The organism is Mycobacterium sp. E3298 (assembly GCF_001666895.1).
GTDB lineage: Bacteria > Actinomycetota > Actinomycetes > Mycobacteriales > Mycobacteriaceae > Mycobacterium.
Window position 1 is genome coordinate 1 of the sequence record NZ_LZJB01000295.1, and the last position, 626, is coordinate 626.

Annotated in this window: 2 pseudogenes; one reads left to right on the forward strand and one right to left on the reverse strand. The window is 65.0% G+C overall.

What is annotated here, in order from left to right:
• Positions 1 to 322 precede the first annotated feature (322 nt).
• Positions 323 to 430: pseudogene (locus A9X05_RS32155) on the forward strand (PPE domain-containing protein); the annotation flags it as partial.
• Here the strand turns inward: A9X05_RS32155 and A9X05_RS32160 are convergent.
• Positions 421 to 504 (reverse strand): annotated as a pseudogene (locus A9X05_RS32160) (PPE domain-containing protein); the annotation flags it as partial. The pseudogenes A9X05_RS32155 and A9X05_RS32160 sit on opposite strands and share 10 nt — an antisense overlap.
• Between the last annotated feature and the right edge of the window lie 122 nt (positions 505 to 626).

The window sequence follows — 626 nt, forward strand, 5'->3', positions numbered from 1 at the left end:
TTGATCTCCGGCGGTAACGCCCCGAAGTCAAACACCTACGAACCCCCCGGCTCGAACCATGTGTTTCCCTCGCGAGTGTTTTAGATAGCTGGCTTCAAGCGATGCGCTTGCTTGCGAAGGCTAGAGCGCCGCCCCGTCTTCTCGCTGCCCGTGACTCGACGGTCCGGGTGGGAGGCGCCCCGTTCCAGCGGGTCAGCGGACAGCGCAACGGCCGGGCCGGCGGCCGCCCACGCTGCGGGGGTCGGGCGCCCAGGCGACCCGCCGTCACCGATTTATCGTCAGTCAATACCCGAGCCAAGCGGCCAAGGTTAAGGAGTAATTCGTGTTTGATTTTGGGGCGCTTCCGCCGGAGGTTAATTCGGCGCGGATTTATGCCGGTCCGGGGTCGGGGTCGTTGATGACGGCGGCGTCGGCGTGGAATGCGATCGCCCCGGTGTTCTGCCCGATCACGTTGGTGGCCTGCAACTGCTGCACCAACGCCCGGTTGGCCGCGATCACCGGCGGCCGCCCACGCTGCGGGGGTCGGGCGCCCAGGCGACCCGCCGTCACCGATTTATCGTCAGTCAATACCCGAGCCAAGCGGCCAAGGTTAAGGAGTAATTCGTGTTTGATTTTGGGGCGCTTCC